Origin of the sequence: Caulobacter sp. 602-2, assembly GCF_011043625.1 — a bacterium.
Lineage (GTDB): Bacteria > Pseudomonadota > Alphaproteobacteria > Caulobacterales > Caulobacteraceae > Caulobacter.
On record NZ_JAAKGT010000017.1, the window covers coordinates 12,968 to 28,866 of the forward strand.

Genomic DNA, 15,899 nt, shown 5'->3' on the forward strand with positions numbered 1-15,899 from the left:
CCCCTATGGGACCAGGAGGCGCCGACCTTCGTCAGGCCCTCGCGGGCGTCAGGCCTTGGCGGGCGCCGGCGCAGCCTGTTTGGCGACGGCCGGCTTCTTGCGGCGCTTGGGCAGGCCCGAAGGATTGCCCCAGAAGGTCACCACGGCCAGCGTGCCCAGCAACGTCAGGGCCAGGCCCGACACGGTCATCACCAGGCGATAGGGCAGCCCCCCGACCTTGGCCGCGTGCAGCGGGAAGTCGGCGTTGGTGATGCGCGAGCCCAGCGGCATGGCCTGGGCGTCGCGCGAGGCCACCATCTTGCCGGTCGCCGGATCGAACCAGGCCATGCTGCGGCCGTTGGGCAGCCACTCGGCCTGCTGGCGCAGGCGGATGGAGACAAGGCCGCCGGTCTTGGCCGGCAGGCCGATCGTGCGCACCTCCGCCCCCGGGAAGCGGGCCTGGGCCTGGCCGATCACCTTGGCCCAGTCGAGGTCGGCGGCCAGCTTGCCGCCCTTGATCTTCGGCGCGGCGGCGGCCTTCTCCATCGCGGCGGGCGAGGTGAACGGCGCACGCAGGGCCTGGGAGAACCATTTCAGGTTCATGGTCGCCCCCGTCGCCAGCGACAGGACCAGCAGCGGCGCGACCAGCGCGCCGAGGTCGCGGTGATGATGGACGATGGCCGCCCGCTTCATCATCCGCGGCCAGGCTCGCAGGTGGAACATCCGCCGGGTCGGCCACCACAGGATCAGGCCGGTGATCACGAAGGCCAGGCCGAACAGGCCCGCGATCCCGCCGACGATCTCGCCCGTATCGCCCGCGAACAGGTGATGGTGGAAATCGAACAGCCACACCTCCGGCCGGGCCCAGTTGCTGGTCCAGGCCTGGACGATGACCCCGTCCTGGTCGGCATAGGCGCCCTTCTCGGTCTCGCCGGGATAGGACAGCTTGTGCAGACCCTTGCGCTCGGTCGCCAGCACGATCGAGCGCGGACGCTCCTGCGCCGCGAAGATGCGCGTCGCCGCTGTCGCCAGGGTCGCGGTGTCCTGCCGCTGGGCGTCGGCCGCGTGGGGCACGGTGGCGCGCAGGAAGGCGTCCTCGTGCACCAGCAGGGCGCCGGTCAGGCCCAGCACCGCCAGCAGAAGGCCGATCAGACCGCCCGACCAGCGGTGCAGCAGCCGCAGGATCTTCATCAGAAGCGCGCCGACCAGCCGAGCGTCGCGGTGCGGCCGCGACCGGCGTAGAACTTGTCCTTGGCCGGGGCCACGGTGTCGGAGTTGTAGCTGATGTACTGCTTGTTCAGGAGGTTCAGCACGCCCAGCGACAGGTCGCCCACCGGCAGTTCGTAGCGCACGAAGGCGTCGGTCAGGGTGTAGCCGTCGAAGTCGTCCTTCACGAGCGCATTGCTCATGTCGCGCTCCAGATAGGCCCGCACCTGCAGGCGCAGGGCCCACTTGCCGGTCTGGTAGTCGGCGGCCAGGTTGATGCGGTCGGGCGAGATGTTGGCCCCGTCGAGGTCGGTGTCCAGGCGACCGTCGCCGTTGGCGTCGGTCTCGCCGCGAAGGCGGGCGTAGCCGGCCGACAGGTCCAGGCCTTCGACCGGGGTCTTGGCCTTGACGTTGAACTCCAGGCCCTCGATGGCGACCTTCTGGCGCTGCACGTCGAAGATGCCGCCCGAGTTCTTGACCAGCAGCTGGCCCAGCTTCGAGGACGACCAGAAGTAGGCGACGCTGGCGTCGAACGGCCCGCGCTTCCACTCGCCGCCGATCTCGCGGTTGTTCGACACGATCGGCTCGATGCTGAGATAGGTGTCGACGTCGACGCCGTCGATGTTGATCGACCGCAGGATCCGGCCAACGTCGGGCACGGTGTAGCCCTCGGCGTAGCTGGCGTAGAGGCGCAGGCCCCTGGCCGGCTCGAACACCACCCCGCCGTTGGCCAGGGTGGCCTTGAAGTCGGGATTGCCGCCCGCGACCCTGCGCGAACCGTACGAGGCCAGGGTCACGAAGTCGTCGACCTTCAGCTCGACGTTCTCGAAGCGCACGCCGCCGGCCAGGCGCAGCTTGCCGTCCAGCAGGGCGTAGTTGCCCTGGATGAAGGGCGCGAGGCTCTGGAACTTGGTCGGCGGCACCCAGGCGCGGCCGGTGGCGATCAGCATCTGCTCGGTGCGGTCGTTCATGGCGTCCAGGCCGACGGTGGCCGTCAGCCCCTCGATGCCCGGCACTTCGCGCTCGTAGTTCATGCGCGCGCCCAGCTTGCGCGAACGGTTCGACGACTGGTCGAACAGCGTGCCCGTCGGCGCGATGCGCACGTCCTGGAAGGTGGCGCTGATGTCACCGCCGAAAGTGTCGCGCGAGCGGTTGTAGAAGACCTGGGCGGTGAAGTCGCCGCCCAACAGGTCGCTGTCGCTCAGCTGGGCCGAGACGGTCTCGACGCGGTTGGCGGCCGGCACGCCGGGAACCGGACCGCGGATCGAGGTGGTCGGCAGGCGCCTGGCCCGATTGCCGTCGGTGACGGCCGGCGCCGTGCCGGTGACGGTCACGTAGTCGCCATCGCCCTTCAGCTCGAAGCGGTTGGCGACTAGGTCGAGGCGGACGGTGTCGTTCAGTTGCCAGCCGAAGCGGCCGAAGAACGACAGGGCCTTGGAATCCTGGACGTCGCCCTGGGTGTTGTCCATGCCGATGCGACGGCCGTCGGCGTCGTAGAAGGCGCCGCGCTTCTCGTAGGCGACGCCGGCGGTGACGTCGAACGCCCCCTGGCGCCAGGCGACCAGACCGCCGACCTTGGCGCCGACGCTGTCGCCCATGTCATGACCGATCGTGGTCTGGGTCAGCACCTTGCCCGAGATCCCGTCCTTGCGCGGCGGGCCGACCGTGACCTGGTTGACGACCCCGCCGGTGGCGCCGATGCCCTGCAGGGCGTTGGAGCCGTAGATCAGCTCGACGCGCTCGACGAAGAACGGATCGATCGTGTAGCCGTCGCGCGAACCGTCGCGGATCGGCGTCGACTGCGGAATGCCGTTGATGGCGAACAGCGGCGAGCGGCCGCGCAGGCTCTCGCCCGAACCCGACAGCTTCTCGCGGGTCGGCGAGAACGAGGGCGACAGGTTCGAGATGGCGTCGACCACCGAGCCGCTGACGGCCAGTTGCTGGGAAAGCATCTCGCTTTCGATCACGTCCACCGTCAGCGGCAGGGCCGTGACCGGCAGCTTGGTGCGGGCGGCCGTGACGACCACCTGCTCGACGTCGCTCGCTTGGCCTTGCGAGGCCTGGGCGTGGGCGGCGGCGCCCGTCGAGAGCGCCGCCAGGCTGAGCGTCGAGAACAGGGCGCGCCGGGCGGCGGCGCGCGAGAAACGAAGTCGCATGGACCATCCCTTGAAACGAGACGGCGGCTATAGGCGCAATTGCGACTGAGTTTCAATCCTGAAATCTTGTCCGACAGACGATCAGCCGCCCTGCTCCATCGCGGCCATGTCCATGTACATCACCTCCCAGACGTGGCCGTCGGGGTCCTGGAAGCTGGCGCCGTACATCGGACCCATGTCCATGATCGGCTTCCACGCCTTGCCGCCGTTGGCCAGGGCCTTGGCCAGCAGATCGTCGACCTCCTCGCGGCTGCCGGCCGAAAGGCAGGTCAGGACCTCGGTGGCCGCATGGGCGTCGCTGATCTCGCCGGTGATGAACTGGCGGAACTTGTCGTGCGTCAGCAGCATCACGAAGATCGTCTCCGACACCACCACGCAGGCGGCGGTCTCGTCGCTGAACTGCGGATTGATGGAAAAGCCCAGGGCCTCGAAGAAGGCCTTGGAACGACCAAGATCGGCGACCGGCAGGTTGACGAAGATCATGCGCATGGTGGCGGCTCCCTAGTGTTGGTTGTCGGGCCAAGGACGCGCGCGGCGGCCCCGTCCCGACAGCTTGCCCGAACTTTTTGTCGGGCTTTTTGTCTTCAGGCCTTCACGCGGGCCGGATTGCCGACCGCCGTCGCGCCGGCCGGCACGTCGCGGGTGACCACCGCCCCCGCCCCGATCACCGCGCCGTCGCCGATGGTCACGCCCGGGACGATGATCGCCCCGCCGCCGATCCAGACGTCCTTGCCGATGATCACCGGCCGCCCGAACTCCAGACCCGTCTTGCGGGTGTCGGCGTCGCGCGGGTGGTCGGCGGCGAAGATCTTCACGTGCGGGCCGATCATGGTGCGGTCGCCGATGGTCACGGCCACCACGTCCAGGATCACGCAGCCGAAGTTCATGAACACCCCGTCGCCCAGGGTGATGTTGTAGCCGTAGTCGCAATGGAACGGCGCGCGGATGTTGGCCCCGCTCCCGACGCTGGCGAAGCGCTCGGCCAGCAGGACCTGCCGCTGGGCGATCGTCTGGCCGGGCGCGTTGTAGCGCTCCATCCAGGCCAGGGCCTGTTCCTGGTCGGCGACGATCTCGGCGTCCATCGGGTCGTAGAGATCGCCGGCCAGCATGCGCTCTTTGTGGGTGCGATTGTCGGTCAAGGCGGCCTCCGTATACGAAACAGACCCCGGGGATGGACCGGCGGCGAGCTGCAAACAATGAAAAACGGACCCCAGCCCGCCTGATCGCCTGTCGAGCGCTCACGCAATGGGAACATCCGCTCCCGGAGCGCAGCCGAAAGTTGCCCCCACGGTTAGCTTGGCTATTGTCCGCGCGAGTACCAAGGGGGCTTTCGATGAGAGTTTTGAGCATCGCCGCGGCGATCCTGGCCGCGGCCGGGAGCGCGCACGCCGGATCGCGCACGGTCCTTTACGGCCCGGCGCCGTCGTGGATCTCGCCGCCGCCCGCTCCCACCGGAACCGCCGCCCCGGACGGCGCGGCCGTGCAGGTGCTCTACACCGACACCCAGATCCGCATCGGGGCCGACGGCGACGAGTTCTACACCGCCTACCGGATGAAGATCCTCAAGCCCGAGGCCCTGTCCATCGGCAACGTCTCGGCGGTGTGGAACCCCAGCTCCGACGACCTGAAGGTCCACCGCCTGCGCATCCTGCGCGACGGGCGCGAGATCGACATCCTGGCCAAGACCAAGTTCACCGTGCTCCAGCGCGAGAACAACCTGGAAATGTCGACGCTGTCGGGCGACCTGACCGCCACGCTGCAGGCGCCGGGCCTGCAGGTGGGCGACGAGGTCGAGTTCGCCGCCACCACCAAGCGCCGCGACCCCACCCTGGGCCAGCATTCGCAAGGCGGCATGGTCCTGCCGCCGACCGAGACCGCCGGCGCCTACCGCATGCGGCTGACCTGGCCCAAGGGCCGCGACCTGACCTGGCGCGCCACGCCCGACCTGGGCGCCCTGAAGCCTGTGGAACAGGGCTCCGACTACGTCCTCGACGTCGAGATGCGCGACCCCAAGAGCGCCATCGCCACCGACGGCGCGCCGCTGCGCTACAACATGCGGCGGCTCGTGCAGTTCAGCGGCTTTTCCGACTGGGCCGACGTCTCCCACCTGATGCTGCCGCTGTACGAGCAGACCTCGGCCCTGGCGCCCAATTCGCCGATCAAGGCCGAGGCGGACCGCATCGCCGCCTCCACGACCGATCCGCTGGCCCGCGCCACCGCGGCCCTCGCCCTCGTCCAGGAGCGCATCCGCTATGTCTTCGTCGGGCTCGACGACGGGGCCTATCGCCCGGCGAGCGCCGACGAGACCTGGAAGCGCCGCTACGGCGACTGCAAGGGCAAGACCGTGCTGCTGCTGGCCCTGCTGCGCGAGCTGGGCGTGCCGGCCGAGGCGGTGCTGGTCAACACCCAGAGCGACGACGGCGTCAACGAGCGCCTGCCCATCGCCGCGGCCTTCGACCACGTGCTGGTCCGCGCCGTGATCGACGGCCGGACCTACTGGCTGGACGGCACCCGCATGGGCGACACCGACCTGACCCGCCTGCCCGAACCGTCGTTCCGCTGGGTCCTGCCGCTGCGCGCGGGCGCGGTGTCGCTGGAGCCCGTGGCCGCCGTGCCGCCGGTCCTGGCCGAGGGCGCGATGGCCCTGACCATCGACGCCTCGCGCGGCGTGGACAAGCCGGCCCGGGTCAGCGGCGAGCAGATCATCCGCGGCGACGCCGCCTTCGGCTTCAAGGTCGGCATGTCCCAGCTGTCGAAGGACGACGCCGAGCGCAAGCTCAAGGCCTATTGGGCGGACTCCTACACCTGGGTCGATCCCGAGACCGTCGCCTGGCGCTATGACGAGGCTCGCAACACCGTGATCCTGACCTTCGAGGGCGAAGGCGAGATGGAGTGGGAAGGCGACGCCGAGAACGGCCGCTACTACTACCTCAACATCGTCGGCTTCGGCGCGCCCGCGCCGCTGCGGCGTCCGCGCGAGCAGGACCAGACCGCGCCCTGGATGACCGACTTCCCCAGCTACAACCGCTGGAGCGCCACCGTGCGCCTGCCGCCGGAGAAGGACGGCTGGAAGTGGGGCTATGCGATGGACTCGATCAACGCGTTGATCGGCGGCGTGTCCTACGAACGCGAGACGTTCATGGACCACGGCGTGCTGCGCGCGGTCACCAGCCGCCGCACCCTCGTGCCGGAGATCAGCGCCGAAGAGGCCAAGCTGGTGGGCAAGCAGGCCAGCAAGTTCGACGACCAGGTGCCGCGGATCTATCAGTTCAAGGCCGACCCGAAGGAGACCGCCAAGACCGCCTGGCCGATCGCCATCGCCAAGGCCGACGACGGGACCGTGCTCGCCGGGATCGGCGACTATCTCTACGCCGACGACCAGTACGACAACGCCCTGCTGGCCTACGAGCGCGCCCTGACGGTCAGCCCGGGCTTCCGCCTGGCCGTGCGCGGCAAGACCGACGTGCTGCGCGAGCGGGACGGCGACGCCAAGGCCCTGGCCTACGCGACCGCGGCGCTGAAGGCCGACGACGATCCCGTGCTGGCCATCAAGCGCGCGATCCTGCTGATCCGCATGGGCAGGGCCGCCGAAGGCATGGCCGCGCTCGAGGCGGCCTACGCCGCCAACACCGACGACGCCGAGGTGGTCGGGGCCTATTCCGACGCCATGGTGCGGCAGAACCTTCTCGACAAGGCCCTGGCCTCGGCCGACGCCGCCATCAAGCTGGAGCCCGAAAGCGCGCTGCAGCGCCGCCGGCGGGCCGCGGTCCTGATCGTGATGAACCGCCCGGCCGACGCGCTGGTCGACTTCGACACCGCGCTACGGCTGGAGCCGACGGCCTACCAGAACCTGCTCAACCGCGCCGAGGCCTACCGGCGGCTGGGCCGGCTGGACGACGCCGTGGCCGACCTCGACGAGGCCGATCGCATGGCCCCGACGGAGGTCGGCGCGCTGGACCAGCGCGAACGGCTGCTGCGGCTTTCCGGGCGCGGCGTCGAGGCCGCCGCGCTCTACGACGCCCGCATCCCCGACGACACCGACGGCCAGGTGTTCAACAGCCGCTGCTGGTCGCGCGCGCTGGCAGGCGTCGAGCTGGCCAAGGCCGAGGCCGACTGCGCCGAAGCCGTCAAGCGCTCGCCCAGCGCGGCCGGTTTCTGGGACAGCTATGCCCTGGTGGCCCTGCGCGACGGCCGGCTCGACGAGGCGGTGCGCCGCTACGACACGGCGCTGAAGTACGACGCCAAGCTGTCGGAGGCGCTGTTCGGCCGGGGCCTGACGAAGCTGCGCAAGGGCGACGAGGCGGGCGGGCGTGGCGACATCGCCGCGGCCGAAGCGATCTATCCGCTGGCCGGGCGCGAGCTGGCCGAGGCCGGCCTCAAGCCCTGATCACCCCTCCCCCAGCCGCCGCGCCAGGGCCGCCACGAACAGGCGGACCTTGGCCGGCGCCTGGCGGGCCGTGGGATAGACGGCCCAGATCGACCACCCCGGCAGGGCGGCGTCCTCAAGCGGCAGTTCGACCAGGCGTCCGGCGGCCACCTCGTCGCGCACGTCCCAGGCCGACAGCGGCGTGACGCCCAGCGCGCCCAGGCAGGCCTGGTGCAGCCCTTCAACCCCGCTGGCGGTGAAGCGGCCGGCGATCTTCTGCTGCACCTGACGGCCGCCCGCCTCGAAGGCCCAGTGCGTGGCGCCGCTCATCACCAGGCAGTCGTGCTCGGCCAGGTCGGCGAGCTTTCGGGGCACGCCGCGTCGCTGCAGATAGTCCGGCGCGGCGTAGAGGGCGCGCGGATTGTCGGCCAGGCGGCGGGCGACCAGCGAGTTGTCGCGCAGCGGGGCGATGCGGACGGCCAGGTCGACGCCGCCGGCGACGATGTCGACCACGCTGTCGGTCAGCAGCAGGTCGATCGAGACCTCGGGATTGGCGTGCATGAACTCCGCCGCCGCCGGCGCCACCACCTTGCGACCGAAGGCGGCCGAGGCGGTGATCCGCAGCAGGCCCGAGGCCCCGGCGTCGGACGGCCTGATGGCCGCGCGAGCCGCGGCCTCGCCCTCCAGCATGGCCTGGGCGTGCGGCAGGAAGGCCTCACCCTCGGTGGTCAGCGACAGCGAGCGGGTGGTGCGATGCACCAGCCTGGCCCCGACCTCCTGCTCCAGCGCCGCCATGCGGCGCGAGGCGGCCATCGGGGTGATGCCGAGACGCCGCGCGGCGCCCGCCAGGCTGCCGGCCCGGGCCGCTTCCACGAAGACGCCGACGTCGGCGAGATCCATTCTATCGAATTCCGTTATGCTAGCTTACCACAAAGCCATACTATAAACGATCATGGGATGCTCTATATAGCTCGGCGACTGACACGGAACGCCGCCCCCTCCCCCCCAACCCGGGCGGCCTGGAGCCGATCATGAGCACCGCCGCCCTTCCCGCTGACTCCACGCCCGCCCTGGGCCGGGGCCTGACCTTCGCCATGGCCGCCGCCGCCGGCCTGGCCGTGGCCAACATCTACTACAACCAGCCGATGCTGGGCCTGATCGAGCGCGACCTGCCCGGCGCGGCGACCGCCTTCGTGCCTACCGCCACCCAGTTGGGCTACGCCGCCGGCCTCTTCCTGCTGACGCCGCTGGGCGACCGGATGGAACGCAAGAGCCTGATCGTCGGCCAGTTCCTGGTGCTGGCCGCGGCCCTGGTCGCCGCCGCCCTGGCGCCGAGCACAGCCCTCCTGCTGCTGGCCTCGCTGCTGGTCGGGGCCGGGGCCACGGTGGCCCAGCAGATCGTGCCCTTCGCCGCCCACCTGTCGGCGCCCGAAAAGCGCGGCGCCACGGTCGGCACGGTGATGTCGGGCTTGCTGTGCGGCATCCTGCTTTCGCGCACCCTGGCCGGGTTCGTGGCCACCCACGGCGGCTGGCGGGCGATGTTCTGGCTGGGCGCGCCGATCGCCCTGGCCGCCGCGGCCTTGATGGCTGTCGCCCTGCCGCGCAGCAAGCCCGACACCGACCTCTCCTACGCCGAACTGCTGGCTTCGCTGGGCAAGCTGTGGCGCGAGTTCCCGGAACTGCGCCTGGCGGCCCTGACCCAGGCCAGCCTGTTCGCCGCCTTCACCGCCTTCTGGACCATCCTGGCCCTGCAACTGCAGCAGCGCTTCTCGCTCGGCGCCGACGTGGCCGGCCTGTTCGGGATCGTCGGCGTGGTCGGCGTGCTGGCCGCCCCGGTCGCCGGTCGTGTCGCCGACAAGCGCGGCCCGCACCTGACCATCGCGCTGGGCGCGGTGCTGACCCTGGCCTCCTGGATCCTGTTTGGAACCTGGGTTTCGATCGCTGGCCTGCTGGTGGGCGTCGTGCTGCTCGACTTCGCGGTGCAGGGCTCTCTGGTCTCGAACCAGCACCTGGTCTACGCCCTGCGCCCCGAAGCCCGGGCGCGACTGAACACCCTGTTCATGGGCGGGATGTTCCTGGGCGGCGCGGCCGGCTCGGCCGCCGCCGCGGCGGCCTGGAACCTGGGCGGCTGGAGCAGCGTGGCCCTGATGGGCGCGGGCCTGGCGGCCATCGCCACCGTGCTGCAGATGACGAGCCTGAAGCGGCGGCGCTGAGGCCGCCGCGCACGCCTCACTCCGTCGAGTGCTCGACCGCCAGGGCCAGGTCGAGCGCCCGGGCGGCTTCCTCGCCGGTGACCACGGGACGCGGAGCCTCGCCGCGCACGGCCTTGAGGAAGCCGGCGACGCTCTGGCCCAGGGGATCCTTGCCGGCCGGGGTCTCGGTGAAGTCCTCGATCAGCGGGAACGGGGTGGTGTTGCGGAAGGTGCGGGCCAGGAAGTCGATCTCGACCTCGCCCGAGGGATAGACCACCTTCATCGTCCGCTCGCGGGCCTGCGCCACGCGCGAGCTGTCGAACACGGCGGTGAAGCCGTTGGCGAAGGTCGCCTCGACCTTCACCCAGTCCAGGCCATAGCCGCGATCGGCCTCGCCCTCGCCTTCCACCGCCACCGGATCGGCGGCGCACAACGCCAGGGCCAGATCGATGTCGTGGATCATCAGGTCCAGCACCACCGAGACGTCGAGATTGCGGTCCGACGGCGTGCCGCGACGCACCGCCTCAAGGCGGGTGGGCTGCTCGGGAATGTCCAGCAGGCCCATGGCCTGGAACACGACCCGTTCCTGGTGGCCGCAGGCCAGCGGCACGCCGGCCTTGGCGGCGGCGGCGATCAGGGCGTCGGCGTCTTCGGGGCTCACCGCCAGCGGCTTTTCGGAATAGACCGGCTTGCCCGCCTTCAGCGCCGCCAGCGCCGCCTTGGCGTGGTGCACGGCCGGCGTGGCGACGGTGACGACGTCGACGGCGGCCAGGAAGGCGTCCATGTCGTCGAAGGCCGCCGCGCCCAGCGAGCCGGCCAGGGCCTGCGCACGCGAGAGGTCGATGTCGAACACAGCCACGAGCTCGACGCCCGGCAGCTCGACATATTTCTTCGCGTGGTAGCCACCGAACACGCCGGCGCCGACAACACCGGCTTTGAGGGCTTGGACTTGCGCTTCTTGGGTCATGGGCCCGTCTCTAGCCGCTTCGACGAAGCGCGAAAAGCTTTGGCGGCGGAGACGAGCCAGCGCTAAACATTCGTTTGAACCAGAACATTAAGGGAGGTCGCCATGACCACGTCGCGTGAGATCCGCCTCAAGAGCCGCCCCGTCGGCGTGCCGACCGCCGAGAACTTCGAACTGGCCAGCGTCGAGCTGCCGCCGCCCGGCGACGGCGAGATCCAGGTCAGGAACCTCTACATGTCGGTCGACCCCTACATGCGCGGCCGCATGACCGACCGGAAGAGCTACGTGCCGCCGTTCGAACTGGGCAAGGCCCTGCAGGGCGGCGCGGTGGGCGAGGTCACGGCCTCCAACGATCCGGACTTCAAGGTCGGCGACATCGTCAGCTCGATGTTCGGCTGGCGCGAGGCCTACAACGCCAATCCCAAGGCCCTGGCCGCCGCCGGCCCGATGGGCGGGATCATGCGCCTGAGCACCCACGGCATGCCGCCCCAGACCTTCCTGGGCGTGGCCGGCATGCCCGGCATGACCGCCTATGCCGGCCTGCTGCGCGTGGCCGCCCTCAAGGAAGGCGACATCGTCTTCGTCTCGGCCGCCGCCGGTGCGGTGGGCTCGGTCGTCTGCCAGATCGCCAAGATCAAGGGCCACACGGTGATCGGCTCGGCCGGCGGGCCCGAGAAGGTCGCCTTCCTAAAGGAGATCGGCGTCGACCACGTGATCGACTACAAGGCCACCCCCGACGTGACCGCCGAACTGGCCAAGGTCGCCCCCAAGGGCATCGACGTCTATTTCGAGAACGTCGGCGGCGTGCACCTGGAAGCCGCCCTCAATTCGGCCCGCCCCTTTGGCCGCTTCGCCCTGTGCGGAATGATCTCGCAGTACAACGAGACCGGCCGCCCGACCGGCCCGGCCAACATCATCCAGGCGGTGGGCAAGAGCCTGCGGCTGGAGGGCTTCATCGTCTCCAACCACTACGACCTGTTCCCGGCCTTCGTCCGCGACATGGCCGACTGGATCAATTCCGGGAAGCTGACCTGGAAGGAGACCGTGGTCGAAGGCGTCGAGCGCGCCCCCGAAGCCTTCATCAAGCTGTTCTCGGGCGAGAACCTCGGGAAGATGCTGGTGAAGCTGTAGGGGGCTCTTAGATCCTCCCCCTGAAGGGGGAGGTGGCCCGAAGGGCCGGAGGGGGAAGCGGCATCTGAGCCGCAGCAGTCACTTCCCCCTCAGTCGCTTCGCGACAGCTCCCCCTTCAGGGGGGAGCATCCTTCTACCGCCCCCGCATCTCGGTCAGTTCCCAGCCCTCGCCGACGGCGACCTTGCGGAACTTGAACGTCACGCGCGCGCCGGGCTCCAGCGGGGCCTCGGCCAGCACGTCGCCATAGGCCTGGAAAGTGGTGCGGCCGGCGGCCAGCGGCGCGGCGCTCGCGCCGTCGTGATCGAGCGTGAGCACCTGGCCTTCGATCGCGGCGATCACGCCCTGAGTCTCATGCTGCGGCGCCGTCGAGATCGGCGGCGCGGGCTGGGCGGCGGGCGATTTCGAACCCTGGCCCTTGTCGCCCGGTCCGCAACCGGCCAGGGCCGAAACCACGATAAGCGCAAAAACAGCCTTGAATTTCATAAGCTTGCTCAATTCTCCAAGGCCTCCCCGCGGCCCAGTTATGCGCATTTGCACAATTTTTTCGCCGCACCTGCGAAATGGATCACATTTTCGATAGCGATTTCGTGATCGAAGTTTTACTCTAACTGCGTCGGCGGTTTTCCTCCGCCGGACTTCGTTCAACGCCAGACCCTTGCTGAACGCGCCCGATCCCTAGCGGACCGGAGGCGTCCCGTGAAGGCGTTCGGCGCGAAAACGAAGCTCTGCATTTCGTCCGACCACGGTCGGATCACCGAGACGGACCCGATGACCGAACGCGGCGCCTTCTTCGACCTGGCCACCTCGACGCCCGTGGCCTTCGAAACCGTGATCGCCCCGCGCGACCGCGTCGAGATCCCGGCCGAGGCCCCGCTGGCCATGCCGGTGCAGCCGCTCGGCTTCTGGCAAGGCGCGGCCCGCGCCGTGCGCGGCCCGGGCTCGGAAACGGTCATGCGCCGCTGGGTGATCTTCATCGCCACGGCGATCATGGGCGCGGCCGGCTGGAAGGCCACGTTCGACACCGTCGCCCTGGGCGGCGTCACCCGCCTGGAAGCCGTCTGCCTGACCCTGCTGGCCCCGCTGTTCCTGGCTCTGGCCCTGTGGTTCGTCACCGCCGTCGCCGGCTTCGTGGTGCTGCTGCGCACGCCGAAGGACCCGCTGGGCATCGATAGCAGCAAGCCCATGCCCAAGCCGCGCGCCCGCACGGCGATCCTGATGCCGGTCTACAACGAGGACGCCCAGGCGGTGTTCGCTCGCCTGCGGGCCATGGACGCCTCGATCGCCGAGACCGGCAACAGCCGCGCCTTCGACATCTTCATCATCTCCGACACCCGCGACGCCGCCGTGGCGCTGGCCGAACAGGCCTGCTTCGCCCGCTTCCGCCGCGAGGCCTCGAGCCACGTCTTCTATCGCCGCCGCGCCGACAATACGGGCCGCAAGGCCGGCAACGTCGCCGACTGGGTCGCCCGCTGGGGCGGCGACTACGAGCACATGCTGGTGCTCGACGCCGACAGCCTGATGACCGGCGACGCCATGGTGCGCCTGGCCGACGCCATGGAGCGTCACCCGGGCGTGGGTCTGATCCAGACCATGCCGACGATCATCAACGGCCAGACGATCTTCGCCCGCACCCTGCAGTTCGCCACCAAGCTCTATGGCCGCGTGGCCTGGACGGGCCTGGCCTGGTGGTCGGGTTCGGAAAGCTCGTTCTGGGGCCACAACGCCATCATCCGCACCAAGGCCTTCGCCCAGACCTGCGGCCTGCCCTCGCTGAACGGCCCCAAGCCCTTCGGCGGCGAGGTGATGAGCCACGACGCCCTGGAAAGCGCCCTGCTGCGCCGCGGCGGCTGGGCCGTGCACCTGGCCCCCTACCTGGAAGGCTCGTACGAAGAGAGCCCCTCCAACCTGCTCGACTTCGCCACCCGCGACCGCCGCTGGTGCCGGGGCAACGTCCAGCACGTGCCGCTGATCGGCCTGCCGGGCCTGCACTGGATGAGCCGCCTGCACCTGGTGATCGGCGTGCTCAGCTACGCCCTGTCGCCGATCTGGTTCGTCGCCCTGTCGGCCGGCGTCATCTCGCGCGCCCTGATGCCCGAGGTGAAGAAGGCCGCGTTCACGATGGCCGACCTGCAGGCCGCCGCCCACGCCCTGATCGACTGGCGCGAGATCCAGGCCACGGCCTGGGCGATGATCATCACCTTCGTGCTTCTGTTCGGCCCCAAGATCCTGGGCGCCACCCTGATCTTCATGCGCAAGCACGAGCTGAAGGGTTTCGGCGGCCGTCGCCGCGTGATGGCCGGCCTGGGCGTCGAGATGCTGCTGTCGGCCCTGGTGGCCCCGATGCTGATGTTCACCCAGACCCGCGCCGTGGTCGAGATCCTGGCCGGCCGCGTCGGCGGCTGGAGCGCCCAGCGCCGCGACGCCGACAAGGTCGCCTTCAAGGAAGCCTGCGCCGCCATGGGCTGGATCAGCGCCACGGGCCTGGTTCTGGCCGGCCTGTTCTGGTTCACGCCTGACCTGCTGACGGCCACCGCCCCGATCCTGGCCGGCCTGATCCTGGCCGTGCCGCTGACCATGCTGGGCGCCAGCAAGGCCGCGGGCCTGGCCCTAAAGGCCAACGGCCTGTTCATGACCCCCGACGAGCGCCAGCCGCCCGCCATCGTCCGCGCCGCCCTCGGCCCGGTCTGCGAGCCGCCGGTCCGCTGGAACGTCGGCAAGGCCAAGGCCCCCGCCCTGGCGCCCGCCGAACAGACCGCCGCCTGACGGCCCGATCGCCGAACCTGAGAAACCTCGCCCCTCCCGGGCGAGGTTTTTTGTTGGCCGTCGATATGGCCGAACCAGAAAGACCTACTCAAGCTTCGCAACGGCTGGCGGCTCGCCCTTTGGGGGAGTAGAAGCGCGCTTCGTTTGGATTTGACGGAGCCTCCGCCGTGTCGCGGCTTTTCAGCGCCTATGTGATCGTCGACTGGAGCGCGGCGGCCAAGCCGACCACCGGGGCCGACTCCGTCTGGATCGGCGTGCTCAAGCGCGACGTGCGTTTCCGCCTGACCTTCGAGAGCTTCAACCCGGCCACGCGCAACGAGGCCGAGGCCAAGCTCGCCGTCATCCTCGACGACCTCAAGAAGCGCGGCGAGCGCGCCCTGGTGGGCTTCGACTTCCCGCTGGGCTTCCCGCGCGGCTTCTCCCAGGCCCTGAACCTGCCGGGCGAGACGCCCTGGCGCGCGGTCTGGGACCAGCTGAACAAGATGGTCAAGGACAAGGCCGACAACACCAACAACCGCTTCGGCGTCGGCTCGGAGATCAACCGCCGCCTGACGGGCGGCCCGTTCCCGTTCTGGGGCTGCCCGCCTAAGGACGCTCTGACCACCCTGCAGCCCAAGCGCACCCGCGAACATGGTCCCGATGACCTGCCCGAGTTCCGCCACGCCGACGTGGCGGCGAAAGGCGCGCACTCGATCTGGAAGCTCTATTACAACGGCTCGGTCGGAGGTCAGGCGATCATGGGCATCCCGGCCGTGCGCCGCCTGAAGGACGCTCGTGGCGAGGCCGTGCGGGTCTGGCCGTTCGAAACCGGCTTCAAGCCCCTGACCGAGGCCGACCTCGACGGCGTCGAAGCCGTGGTCGCCGAGGTCTATCCCTCGCTGATCAAGGCCGTCCCCGGCCCCGGCGAGATCAAGGACCTGGCCCAGGTGCGCGGCCTTGCCGAACACTTCGCCAAGCTCGACGAGGCGGGCAAGCTGGCCGCCCAGTTCGGCCCCGCCAAGGACGCGCCCGCGCAGCTGGTCGAGGACGTGCAGACCCAGGAAGGCTGGATCCTGGGGGCGTAGCCGCTTCGCGGCTCCCCCTCCGGCCCTGCGGGCCACCTCCCCCAAAGGGGGAGGATCTTAGCCGCGCCAGATGCTCC

The 15,899-nt window shown here is 69.9% G+C and carries 12 protein-coding genes; 5 read left to right on the plus strand and 7 right to left on the minus strand.

Annotated elements, in window-relative coordinates; translation table 11 throughout:
- Positions 1-48 precede the first annotated feature (48 nt).
- The 4 genes from G5B46_RS22580 to G5B46_RS22595 all read right to left on the minus strand — a co-directional run bounded on the left by G5B46_RS22580 (position 49) and on the right by G5B46_RS22595 (position 4,480).
- The gene (locus tag G5B46_RS22580) at positions 49-1,170 is read right to left on the minus strand and encodes a PepSY-associated TM helix domain-containing protein (RefSeq protein WP_165262699.1); all 1,122 of its coding nucleotides are present in this window, start codon (positions 1,168-1,170) and stop codon (positions 49-51) included.
- Entirely contained in the window at positions 1,170-3,341 is a 2,172-nt protein-coding gene (locus tag G5B46_RS22585) for a TonB-dependent receptor (protein WP_165262701.1), read from the minus strand. Before G5B46_RS22585 ends, G5B46_RS22580 begins: the two co-directional genes overlap by 1 nt.
- Before the next feature lie 81 nt (positions 3,342-3,422).
- Entirely contained in the window at positions 3,423-3,830 is a 408-nt protein-coding gene (locus G5B46_RS22590; RefSeq protein ID WP_165262703.1) for a VOC family protein, read from the minus strand.
- 95 nt (positions 3,831-3,925) lie between these two features.
- A complete protein-coding gene (locus G5B46_RS22595; protein WP_276611623.1) occupies positions 3,926-4,480 on the minus strand; it encodes a sugar O-acetyltransferase in 555 nt (184 codons plus the stop codon).
- Between the two features lie 194 nt (positions 4,481-4,674).
- Between G5B46_RS22595 and G5B46_RS22600 the strand changes: the two genes are divergently transcribed.
- On the plus strand, positions 4,675-7,728 hold the full coding sequence (locus tag G5B46_RS22600; RefSeq protein ID WP_165262705.1) for a DUF3857 domain-containing protein: 3,054 nt from the start codon (positions 4,675-4,677) through the stop codon (positions 7,726-7,728).
- On the opposite strand, the gene G5B46_RS22605 is transcribed toward G5B46_RS22600, so the two are convergent.
- Positions 7,729-8,607, minus strand: a complete 879-nt coding sequence (locus G5B46_RS22605) for a LysR family transcriptional regulator (protein ID WP_165262707.1) — start codon at positions 8,605-8,607, stop codon at positions 7,729-7,731.
- A 131-nt stretch (positions 8,608-8,738) separates the two neighbouring features.
- On the opposite strand from G5B46_RS22605, the gene G5B46_RS22610 reads away from it, so the two are divergent.
- Positions 8,739-9,920, plus strand: coding sequence for an MFS transporter (locus G5B46_RS22610; protein ID WP_205691831.1), 1,182 nt, complete (start codon positions 8,739-8,741; stop codon positions 9,918-9,920).
- Positions 9,921-9,936: 16 nt separating this feature from the next.
- Here G5B46_RS22610 and G5B46_RS22615 read toward each other — a convergent pair whose 3' ends face one another.
- A complete protein-coding gene (locus G5B46_RS22615; protein WP_165262709.1) occupies positions 9,937-10,866 on the minus strand; it encodes a Gfo/Idh/MocA family oxidoreductase in 930 nt (309 codons plus the stop codon).
- A 102-nt stretch (positions 10,867-10,968) separates the two neighbouring features.
- Here G5B46_RS22615 and G5B46_RS22620 point away from each other — a divergent pair, with 102 nt between their 5' ends.
- Complete coding sequence (locus G5B46_RS22620; RefSeq protein ID WP_165262711.1) at positions 10,969-11,994, plus strand: NADP-dependent oxidoreductase; 1,026 nt, start codon at positions 10,969-10,971, stop codon at positions 11,992-11,994.
- Positions 11,995-12,127: 133 nt separating this feature from the next.
- Here the strand turns inward: G5B46_RS22620 and G5B46_RS22625 are convergent, their stop codons facing one another.
- The gene (locus G5B46_RS22625) at positions 12,128-12,478 is read right to left on the minus strand and encodes a copper-binding protein (RefSeq protein WP_165262713.1); all 351 of its coding nucleotides are present in this window, start codon (positions 12,476-12,478) and stop codon (positions 12,128-12,130) included.
- A 285-nt stretch (positions 12,479-12,763) separates the two neighbouring features.
- On the opposite strand from G5B46_RS22625, the gene mdoH reads away from it, so the two are divergent.
- Both mdoH and G5B46_RS22635 read left to right on the plus strand, forming a co-directional pair.
- Positions 12,764-14,758, plus strand: coding sequence for a glucans biosynthesis glucosyltransferase MdoH (mdoH, locus tag G5B46_RS22630; protein ID WP_165262715.1), 1,995 nt, complete (start codon positions 12,764-12,766; stop codon positions 14,756-14,758).
- 167 nt (positions 14,759-14,925) lie between these two features.
- Positions 14,926-15,822: a cobalamin biosynthesis protein CbiG gene (locus G5B46_RS22635; RefSeq protein ID WP_165262717.1), complete on the plus strand. Its 897-nt coding sequence runs from the start codon at positions 14,926-14,928 to the stop codon at positions 15,820-15,822.
- Positions 15,823-15,899 lie beyond the last annotated feature (77 nt).

Excerpts from the sequence above, each read along its gene's own strand:
- G5B46_RS22625 (WP_165262713.1), bottom strand. The coding sequence starts at position 12,478 with ATGAAATTCAAGGCTGTTTTTGCGCTTATCGTGGTTTCGGCCCTGGCC.
- G5B46_RS22580 (WP_165262699.1), bottom strand. The coding sequence starts at position 1,170 with ATGAAGATCCTGCGGCTGCTGCACCGCTGGTCGGGCGGTCTGATCGGC.
- G5B46_RS22615 (WP_165262709.1), bottom strand. The coding sequence starts at position 10,866 with ATGACCCAAGAAGCGCAAGTCCAAGCCCTCAAAGCCGGTGTTGTCGGC.
- mdoH (WP_165262715.1), top strand. The coding sequence starts at position 12,764 with ATGACCGAACGCGGCGCCTTCTTCGACCTGGCCACCTCGACGCCCGTG.
- G5B46_RS22610 (WP_205691831.1), top strand. The coding sequence starts at position 8,739 with ATGAGCACCGCCGCCCTTCCCGCTGACTCCACGCCCGCCCTGGGCCGG.
- G5B46_RS22600 (WP_165262705.1), top strand. The coding sequence starts at position 4,675 with ATGAGAGTTTTGAGCATCGCCGCGGCGATCCTGGCCGCGGCCGGGAGC.
- G5B46_RS22620 (WP_165262711.1), top strand. The coding sequence starts at position 10,969 with ATGACCACGTCGCGTGAGATCCGCCTCAAGAGCCGCCCCGTCGGCGTG.
- G5B46_RS22585 (WP_165262701.1), bottom strand. The coding sequence starts at position 3,341 with ATGCGACTTCGTTTCTCGCGCGCCGCCGCCCGGCGCGCCCTGTTCTCG.
- G5B46_RS22590 (WP_165262703.1), bottom strand. The coding sequence starts at position 3,830 with ATGCGCATGATCTTCGTCAACCTGCCGGTCGCCGATCTTGGTCGTTCC.
- G5B46_RS22605 (WP_165262707.1), bottom strand. The coding sequence starts at position 8,607 with ATGGATCTCGCCGACGTCGGCGTCTTCGTGGAAGCGGCCCGGGCCGGC.